The 9,575-nt window shown below is 69.0% G+C and carries 7 protein-coding genes; 1 reads left to right on the forward strand and 6 read right to left on the reverse strand.

Annotated features, from left to right (window positions below; genetic code table 11):
- Window positions 1–179: 179 nt before the first annotated feature.
- From ACLFOB_RS12510 to ACLFOB_RS12535, 6 genes are all read right to left on the reverse strand, one after another.
- Complete coding sequence (locus ACLFOB_RS12510) at window positions 180–1,115, reverse strand: 2-hydroxyacid dehydrogenase (protein WP_410917756.1); 936 nt, start codon at window positions 1,113–1,115, stop codon at window positions 180–182.
- 23 nt (window positions 1,116–1,138) lie between these two features.
- On the reverse strand, window positions 1,139–2,278 hold the full coding sequence (rodA, locus tag ACLFOB_RS12515) for a rod shape-determining protein RodA (protein ID WP_410917754.1): 1,140 nt from the start codon (window positions 2,276–2,278) through the stop codon (window positions 1,139–1,141).
- Window positions 2,275–4,218, reverse strand: coding sequence for a penicillin-binding protein 2 (gene mrdA, locus ACLFOB_RS12520; protein WP_410926275.1), 1,944 nt, complete (start codon window positions 4,216–4,218; stop codon window positions 2,275–2,277). Before mrdA ends, rodA begins: the two co-directional genes overlap by 4 nt.
- Complete coding sequence (locus tag ACLFOB_RS12525; protein ID WP_410917752.1) at window positions 4,215–4,754, reverse strand: rod shape-determining protein MreD; 540 nt, start codon at window positions 4,752–4,754, stop codon at window positions 4,215–4,217. Before ACLFOB_RS12525 ends, mrdA begins: the two co-directional genes overlap by 4 nt.
- Window positions 4,747–5,646 carry a rod shape-determining protein MreC gene (mreC, locus tag ACLFOB_RS12530; RefSeq protein WP_410926276.1) on the reverse strand — a complete coding sequence of 300 codons (900 nt, stop codon included), beginning with the start codon at window positions 5,644–5,646 and terminating at the stop codon, window positions 4,747–4,749. Before mreC ends, ACLFOB_RS12525 begins: the two co-directional genes overlap by 8 nt.
- Before the next feature lie 90 nt (window positions 5,647–5,736).
- Window positions 5,737–6,783 carry a rod shape-determining protein gene (locus ACLFOB_RS12535; protein WP_410917750.1) on the reverse strand — a complete coding sequence of 349 codons (1,047 nt, stop codon included), beginning with the start codon at window positions 6,781–6,783 and terminating at the stop codon, window positions 5,737–5,739.
- Window positions 6,784–7,017: 234 nt separating this feature from the next.
- Between ACLFOB_RS12535 and ACLFOB_RS12540 the strand changes: the two genes are divergently transcribed.
- The gene (locus ACLFOB_RS12540; protein WP_410926277.1) at window positions 7,018–9,522 is read left to right on the forward strand and encodes a GcvT family protein; all 2,505 of its coding nucleotides are present in this window, start codon (window positions 7,018–7,020) and stop codon (window positions 9,520–9,522) included.
- The last annotated feature ends 53 nt before the right edge of the window (window positions 9,523–9,575 follow it).

A 9,575-nucleotide genomic window follows, 5' to 3' on the forward strand; every position in this document is an offset into this window, starting at 1 on the left:
CGAACCGTTGAATGGCGCGCCTGCGGCGAATCCGTTGAATGGCGCGCCTGCGGCGCGACACTCTCTGGCACTTCGTGCGGCAGGGGGGCGCTGCCCCCCGTCGGCTGCGCCGACGCCCCCCGGGGTATTTTCGGCAAGAGGAAGACCGTCCTGGCCGCGGCGCGCGCGGACCACCGCGCTCAGTAGCCCCTTTCGCGGTCGACGAGGTGGCGCATCGGTTCCCCGGCCTCGGCACGGCGGATGTTGTCGGCGATCACGCGGGCGGCGGAAGGAGCACGGGTTTCCGACGCGATATGCGGCGTCACCGTGACCTTCGGATGCGGCCAGAACGGGTGGTCCGGCGGCAGCGGTTCCTCGCGGAAGACGTCGAGCGTGGCGTGGGCCAGGTGGCCCGCGTCGAGGGCCGCGATCAGGGCTGCGTCGTCGATCAGGGCGCCGCGGCCGGGGTTGATCAGCACTGCGCCTTCTGGCAGCCGGGCGAGGCGCGCGGCGTCGATCAGGTTCTCCGTCTGCGCGGTGAGCGGCAGGAGCAGCACGAGGATGTCGGCGCGGGCCAGCGCGCTGTTGACGCCTTGCGGTCCCGAGAGGCAGTCGATGCCTTCGATCCGCTTCTCGCTGCGGCTCCAGCCGGTGACGGGAAACCCGAGCCCCGCAAGCGCCTTGCCGCAGGCCGCGCCCAGCGCGCCTAGGCCGAGGATCGTGACCCTGCGGTCGCTGGCGAGGGGCGGCGCGCCGGCCCGCCAGAGGCCGTCCTGCCCGAGGATATGCGCATCCATGCCGAGGTGGTGGCGCAGGACATGACCCGTGACCCATTCCACCATGCCCTGCGTCAGCCCCTCGTCATCCACCATGCGGGCGAGCGGCACGTTCAGCGTGGGGTTGCCGACGACGTCCTCGACCCCCGCCCAGAGGTTCAGCACCGCCTTGAGGCGGGTGAAGGGGCGAAAGTCTTCGATGCCGGAATTGGGGGAATAGACGATGTAGTCTACCGTCTCGGGCGCGGCCCTGGTGACCAGTTCCGCATCGACGCCGGCCTCGGCGAGCGCGGTGCGCAGCGGGTGCTCGTATTCCTTCCAGCGTTCGGATTTCGCGGCGAAGAGAACTGTGACGGGCAAGGTGATCCTCCTGCGATCGGCAATCAGCGCGGGCGATGGACATGGGCACTCTGCACCAGACCGAAGCCCAGCATCAGCACAAGCATCGCGGAGCCGCCGTAGGACACCAGCGGCAGGGGCACGCCCACCACCGGGGCAAGGCCCATGACCATGGACATGTTGACGGCGAAGAAGAGGAAGAAGGTGACCGCGACCCCGAAGATCAGGATCTGAGCGAAGCGGTCGCGGTGCTGCAGCGCGCTGACCACGCAGAACAGCAGGACAAGCGCGTAGAGCAGCAAGAGCGTGATGCCGCCCAGGAAGCCCAGTTCCTCCGCCAGCGTGGTGAAGATGAAATCGGTGTGCTTTTCGGGCAGGAAGTTCAGCCGGGTCTGTGTCCCCTGCATCAACCCGCGCCCGGTCCAGCCGCCGGAGCCAAGCGCGATCTTGGACTGGGTGATGTGATAGCCCGCGCCCAGCGGGTCGGTCGCCGGGTCGAGGAAGGTATCGATGCGGCGGAACTGGTAGTCCTTGAGCAGCTGCCAGTCGGTGCCGCGGCTCTGGAATACCGCGGCCACGAGGCCCGCGCCCGCGGCCAGGACGCCCGCGAAATAGGCCCAGTGGACGCCGGCGATGAACATCACCAGCCCGCCGGCCGTCAGCAAGAGGATCGCGGTGCCGAGGTCGGGCTGGATCAGGACCAGCCCGGTGGGCAGCAGCACCATCAGCACGGGCACCAGCACCCACAGCGGGCGCGAGACCTTGCCGACCGGCAGCCAGTCGTAATATGCGGCCAGCAGCATCACCAGCCCGATCTTCATAAGCTCCGAGGGCTGCAGCCGCATGAAGCCCAGGTCGATCCAGCGTTGCGCGCCCTGGCCGGTGACGCCCACGAATTCCACCGCGACCAGCAGCGCGAGACAGACGGCGTAGGCCAGTGCGGACATGTTGCGCCAGAACCAGATCGGCACCATCGCCACCATCAGCATCAGGACGAAGGCCGCCGAGAAGCGGACGAGCTGCGGCTCGGCCCAGCGCGAAAAGCTGCCGCCGGACACGGAGTAGAGCATCACGGCGCCGATCCCGGCCACCGCGATCAGCGTCACCGCGAGCGGCCAGTTGAGAAACAGCAGCTTGCGAAGCCCCGAGGGCACCGTCTTGACGTTATACTCGAGATAGCTCATGCGCGGCTGCGCCCCCCGTCCCGGTCGGTCTCGCGCTCGCGCCGAAGACGCTCCTGCTGGGCGCGGATGCGCGAGCGGTCGGCGGCGGGATAGGCCTCGAGCGGCGGGTCGCCGCCGTAGAGCGCCTGCAGCGTCACGTCGCGCGCGATGGGCGCGGCGGCCGTCGATCCGCCGCCGCCGTGCTCGACCACGACAGAGACGGCGATGCGCGGCGCCTCGAAGGGCGCGAAGTTGACGAAAAGCGCGTGGTCGCGCCGGTTCCACGGCAGGTCCTCGTTGCGGATCACGCCGGCGCGCCGTTCGGCGGCGGTGATGTTGCGGACCTGGCTGGTGCCGGTCTTGCCGGCCATGGCCATCTCCTCGGCGACGATGCGCGAGCTGTAGGCGGTGCCGCGCCGGTGGTTGGTGGCGGTATACATCGCCTGCCGGATGCGGCGCAGGTGGTTCTCGTTGAGCCCCAGCGGCGTGCCGGTGCGCGGCGGCGTCTCGACCCCGTTCACGGATTTCACCAGCCGCGGCTCGATGCTGCGCCCCGTGGCAAGGCGCGCCGTCATCACCGCAAGCTGCAATGGCGTGGACAGGACATAGCCCTGGCCGATCGAGGCATTGACCGAGTCACCGATGCGCCACCGGGTGCCACGCGTGCGCGCCTTCCACTCGCGATCGGGCACCAGCCCGTCGGCCACGGCGGACATCGGGATGTCGAAGGTCTGGCCCAGCCCCAGCCTTCGAGACATCGCCGCGATGTTGTCGATGCCGACCTTCAGCGCGAGATCGTAGAAATAGACGTCGCAGCTTTCGCGCAGGCCGGATTCGAGGTCCATGTGCCCGTGGCCCGCCCGTTTCCAGCAGTGGAAGCGGCGGCCTCCCACCTCCATGTGACCCGGGCACCACACGGTCTCGTCCGGGGTGATCTCGCCCTGCTCCAGCGCGGCGAGTGCGGTCACCATCTTGAAGGTCGAGCCGGGCGGGTAGGCGTCCTGCACCGTCTTCGAGGCCAGCGGGCGACGCTCGTTGTCGCGCAGTGCCGCGTAGTCGTCGGCCGAGATGCCGCGGACGAACAGGTTCGGATCGTAGGAGGGGGCGGAGACGAGCGACAGCAGATCGCCATTGGCCACGTCCATCACCACCACGCTTGCGCTTTCCGTTCCCAGCCGCGCGCACACATAATCCTGAAGCCGGTGATCCACGGTGAGCTGGATGTCGGCACCGGGTTCGCCCCCCTGGCGGTCGAGTTCGCGCATGACGCGGCCCACGGCGTTGACCTCCACCCGTCGCGTTCCGGCACGGCCGCGCAGATCGTCTTCGTGGCGCGCCTCGACGCCGACCTTGCCCACCTGGAAGCGGGGGATGCGCAGCACCGGATCGGGGTCGGCGTAGCGGGCGAGATCGCGCTCGCTGACCGGGCCCACATACCCCACCACATGCGCGAAATCGGGCCCCATCGGATAGACGCGCGACTGTCCCACCTCGGGGTTGATGCCGGGAAGGGCCGGGGCATTGACCGCAACGCGGCTGATATCCGACCAGGAGACGCGGTCGGCCACCGTGACCGGCAGGAAAGGGGCGGAGCGCGCGGCCTCGGCGCGGACGCGCTCCAGGTCCTCTTCCGTCAGCGGGACGAGCCGGGCAAGCCGGGCCAGCGCCTCGTCGACGTCGCCGGCGTCCTCGCGGACGATCGTGATGCGATAGGATGGCTCGTTGCCGGCGATGAGCTGGCCCTGCCGGTCGACGATGCGGCCACGGCGCGGCGGGATCAGGCGGATGTTGATCCGGTTCTCCTCTGCCAGCAGGCGAAAGGTGTCTGCCTCTTCCACCTGCATGTGCCGCAGCCGCATGGCCAGGATGCCCATGAAGCCGGCTTGCAATCCGGCCACGATCAGGCCGCGGCGGCTTATCTTGCGGACGCTGGTCTGGGTCTCCTTCGGGCTGCGTCTCATGATCCGAGCCTCGCGCCGCCGGGGTCGGAGGCCGCGGGACGCCGCAGCCCCAGGAAGAGATGCGAGCCTGCGACGACCGCAGGGTAAAGCGCGATCGTGCCGACCGCCTGCATCATGCTGAGGGCGAGCGGGGGCTGCGGCACGGCGAGCAGGCCCAGCGTGAGCTGGTAGGCCACCGTGATGACGATCACCACCGCGCCGGCGGTCGCCCACTCGATCCAGAAGCCCGAATCGCGCAGCATCCGTGCGCGTGCCTTCAGGTATTCGCAGCCCAGGACGGTCAGCACGGCATGCAGGCCGGGTGGCCGCTGATACAGCAGGTCGGCCAGCAGAGCGACAAAGGCGATGGACAGGACAGGCACATAGTCGGGCCGCCGGGCCGCCCAGACGAGGCAGACCGCGAGCAGCAGATCGGGCGGCGCCCAGCGCGGGACGCCGGTGTCGAGCGGCAGAAGCGCGACGAAGATCACCGCAACGCAGAGCGCAACGAAGACGGCTCGTTTCGGCCAGAGGGCGTTTCCCTGCACGTCAGCCATCGCCAGGCTCCTCCGGGTTTGCCTCGGCAAGGTCGCCCGGCAGAATCAGCGCCCCGGGGCCATCGACGGCCGGGGTGCCGTGGTGGCGCAGCACGCGCAGGAACTCCAGTCGGGAATAGTCCGCCGCAAGGCGCACGCGCAGCCGCCCGCGCGGGTCCTGCGCCACCTGCCCGATCAGCAGGCCGGGGGGGAAGACGCCACCGTCCCCGGACGAGATCAGCCTGTCGCCGGGCCGCACCTGCTCCGCGTTTTCGACGAAATCCAGAAGCGGCGCGGCGCTGTTGTCGCCCACCACCATGGCCCGCTGGCCAGAGGGCTGGATCACCGCGGGAATGCGCGAGGAACTGTCGGTCAGCAGGATCACCCGGCTTACCGTGCGCCCGACCCCCGAGATCCGGCCGACAAGGCCCAGCCCGTCCATCGCGGCCCAGCCGTCGACGATCCCGTCGTGCGCGCCCACGTTGATCAGCACCGACTGCCGGAAGGGCGAGCCCGAATCCGCCATGACCACGCCCGTGACGTGTGTGAGCTGCGGATCGAGCGCGAGGTTGTTCAGATCGCGCAGGCGCGCGTTTTCCTGTTCGAGCTGCAGCGCCGCTTCCTTCCATGCGCGCATCTGCTGCAATTCGCGGCGCAATTCGCGGTTCTGTTCGTGGATCCGCCGGTAGCTGCGGAAGTCGCGGGCAAGGTTCACCGTGGCCGTGACCGGTGCCATCGCCCAGTCGAAGCTGGGCACCACCGTGTCCACGACCTGTGCGCGGAAGCGTTCGACACGCGGGCTGTCGATGCGCCAGACGAGGAAGATGGCGGTCAGGCAAAGGACAACGATAGCCAGAAGAAGCCGCTTCAGCGGGGTCGCGTAATCCTCGGTTCCGTTCCTGTCGCGTGCCAAGCCCGGTGGTCCCCTGCCGCGCGGTGCGTCCTGACCCTGTCTAACCGCTTCCGGCGCGACGGCAAAATCAACTCCGCCCGTGGCGGCGCGTCAACTGTCGTAGTCGATGGCGTGGCGCAGCTGTTTCTCGTATTCGAGCGCCTTGCCGGTGCCCAGCGCCACGCAGTTGAGCGACTCGTCGGCGATGCTCACGGCAAGCCCGGTCTGCTCGCGCAGGGCAAGGTCCAGATCGCCCAGAAGCGCGCCGCCCCCGGTCAGCATCACGCCGCGGTCCACGATGTCGGCGGCAAGGTCGGGCGGCGTGGCCTCCAGCGCGGTCATCACCGCCTCGCAGATCGCCTGCACCGGCTCGGCCAGTGCTTCGGCTACCTGCGCCTGGTTGATCTCGGTCTCCTTGGGCACGCCGTTCAGCAGGTCGCGGCCGCGGATCTGCATCGAGGCGCCGCGCCCGTCGTCGGGCATCCGCGCCGTGCCGATCGAGGTCTTGATGCGCTCGGCCGTCGCCTCGCCCACGAGGATGTTCTGCTGCCGGCGCAGGTAGCTGACGATCGCCTCGTCCATCCGGTCGCCGCCCACACGGATCGAGCGGGCATAGACGATGTCGCCCAGGCTGAGCACCGCGACCTCGGTCGTGCCGCCGCCGATGTCCACCACCATGCTGCCCGTGGGGTCGGTGATCGGCATGCCCGCGCCGATGGCCGCCGCGATGGGCTCCGCGATCAGGCCCGCCTTGCGCGCGCCTGCTGACAGCACCGATTGCCGGATCGCCCGCTTCTCGACCGGGGTGGCGCCGTGCGGCACGCAGACGATGACCTTGGGCTTGTAGAAGGTCGAGCGCTTGTGGACCTTGCGGATGAAGTGCTTGATCATCTCCTCGGCCACGTCGAAATCCGCGATGACGCCCTCGCGCATCGGTCGGATCGCCTCGATCGAGCCGGGGGTGCGGCCCAGCATCAGCTTGGCGTCCTCGCCCACCGCGAGCACCTTCTTGACGCCGTCCTTGACGTGATAGGCCACCACCGAGGGTTCGGACAGGATGATTCCGCGCCCCTTGACGTAGACCAGCGTGTTCGCGGTCCCAAGGTCGATCGCCATGTCCTGCGAAAAGATGCCGGTCAGATTCGCCAGTCCAAACATGCCTGCTCGTCGACCCCGCGCGCCAAACCCCAAGGACCCGCGATTCTCCGGCGCGGGCGGTGCGCCCTTATAGGACCTGCGCCAGTGGGGCGAAAGGGCAGGTGCGCGCGCAACCGGCACCTTTCCGCGTGTCGCCGCCATGTCGCTTTCCCGCAATCACATGTCGGGCCGGTCGCGCGACGCCCCCGGCTGCAAGAGTAAGGACGGGCCGAAGCAGGAAGGGAAGGCCCTGACATGAAAACGGACGTGAAGGCCCTGGTCGTGGGCGGCGGCGCGATCGGCACCTCGATCGCCTATCATCTCGCGCGCGCCGGCTGGTCGGACGTGATGCTGCTGGAACGCGACGAGCTGACCAGCGGCTCGACCTGGCACGCGGCGGGCCTTCTTCCGCTCTTCAACATGTCCTATGCGGTCAGTCATATCCACGACTACTCCGTGCGCTTCTACAAGACGCTGGAGGAGGAGACGGGCCTCAACGCGGGCTTCTACGTGGTGGGCAACCTGCGCATGGCGCAGACCGACGCGCGGATGGACGAATACCGCCTATACGCCTCGACGGCCGAGACGGTGGGCATCCATTACGAGTGGATGACCCCGGACGAGATCAGGGCGCGCTGGCCCCTGGTGCGGACCGAGGATCTGAAGGGCGCGATCTACCACCCCGAGGACGGCTACATAAACCCCGCCGACGTGACGCAGGCGATGGCCAAGGGCGCGCGCCAGCGCGGCGTGACGATCGAGCGCAAGTGGCAGGTGGACGGCTACGCCTGGCGCGGCGATCACTGGCAGGTCACCTGCACGAGGATGGCAGAGAAGGGCGGCAACCTTGTGCCCACGGACGAACAGGCCGTGGTCAGGGCCGAGCATGTCGTCACCGCCACCGGGAACCACGCCCCCCGCACCGCGCGGCTTCTGGGCATCAGGATGCCGGCGATCCCGGTCGAGCATCAGTACATCGTCACCGAGCCGGACCCGGCACTGGTGGAGTGGCGCAAGTCGAACCCCGAGCATCCCGTCCTGCGCGACGCAGACGCCAAGTGGTACGTCCGCGAGGAGCGGGGCGGCTGGATCCTCGGCCCCTACGAGCGGGGCGCGCCCGCGCGCTTCGAATACGGCGTGCCCGACAGTTTCCGCGCCGACCTCTTCCCGCTCGACCTGGAGCGGATCGAGGAGGAATACATGAGCATGATCCACCGCATCCCGTCGTCCGAGACGGTGGGCCTCAAGGACGACTACAACGGCCCGATCTGCTACACGCCCGACGGCAACCCGCTGGTCGGCCCCGCGCCGGGGCTCCGCAACATGTGGCTCGCGGAGGGATTCAGCTTCGGCATCACGGCGGCCGGCGGCACGGGCAAGTATCTGGCCGACCTGATGGTGGAGGGCGAGGCCGAGATCGACATGGCCAGCCTCGACCCGCGCCGCTACGGCGACTGGATGACGACGGAATACGCCGCCCGCAAGAACGAGGAGGCCTACGAGCACGTCTATATCCTGCACCACCCGGACGAGGAGCGCCCGGCCTGCCGCCCGCTGCGCACCGCGCCCTGCTACGACCGGCTGAAGGCGCGCGGCGCGCAGTTCGGTCAGGTCAACGGCTGGGAGCGGCCGAACTACTTCGGCCCCGTGGACGCGCCCGACAGCTTCGACCACGACGCCCGCAGCTTCCGCCGCGGCGGCTGGTGGCACTACGCCGTGGAAGAGGCGAAGGCGATCCGCGAGGGCGTGGGCCTGATCGACGCCACCGCCTTTGCCAAGCAGCGGGTCTATGGCCCCGGCGCGACCGCCTTTCTCGACCGGATGACCTGCAACAGGCTGCCGAAGGTGGGGCGCATCAACCTGACCTATGCGCTGACCGCGCAGGGCACGACGCGCACGGAATACACCATCGTGCGGCTGGCCGAGGACGAATACTATCTCGTCTCCGCGGGGGGCTGGCAGGCCTATGACCACGACTACCTGATGCAGGCCTCGCAGGACTGGTGCGCGGCGCGTCCCGCCGACTGGGTCGTGGTGCAGGATGTCACCACGCAGTGGGGCGTCTTCGCGGTGGCGGGGCCGAAATCGCGGAACCTGCTACGCGACGTGGTCAGGGATGCGGACCCGGCCACTGCGCTGGGCAACAAGCGGTTCCCCTGGCTTTCGATGCGGAACATCGAGCTTGGCATGTGCCCGGTGCGCGCGATCCGCGTGGCCTATACCGGCGAACTGGGGTGGGAGCTGCATCACCCGGTGGAGATGCAGAACTACCTCTTCGACCTTCTGGAAGGCGCGGGCGAGAAACACGGGCTGAGGCTCGTCGGCGCACGGGCGCAGAACTGGCTGCGGCAGGAGAAGAGCTATCGCGCCTTCGGCCACGAGCTGGGCCGCGACGCCACGCCGCTCGAGGCCGATCTGCCGCGCTTCGTGGACATGTCGAAGGATTTCCGCGGCAAACAGGCGATGGAGGCGACCGGCATCCGCTCGAAATGCGTGACCGTCCTGATCGACGGGCCGCCGGACGCCGATCCCTGGGGGCGCGAGGCGCTCTATGCGGGCAATGAGCGGGTCGGGCGGCTGACCTCGGGCGGCTATTCGGTGGCCTTCGGCAAGTCCATCGGCATGGGCTACGTCGGGCCGGAGCACGCCGTGCCGGGCACGAAGCTCAAGGTGAAGATGCTGGACGCGCTCTGGGACGCCGAGGTGCAGCCCGACAGCCCCTACGACCCCGAGAACGCCCGTATCCGGCAGGACGGCTGAGACCGCGCGCGCGTCGCAATCACCCGCCGCGCGCGCGCCCTTCTTCCTGGTCC

The organism is Rhodosalinus sp. (genome assembly GCF_046542825.1).
Classification (GTDB): domain Bacteria; phylum Pseudomonadota; class Alphaproteobacteria; order Rhodobacterales; family Rhodobacteraceae; genus Rhodosalinus.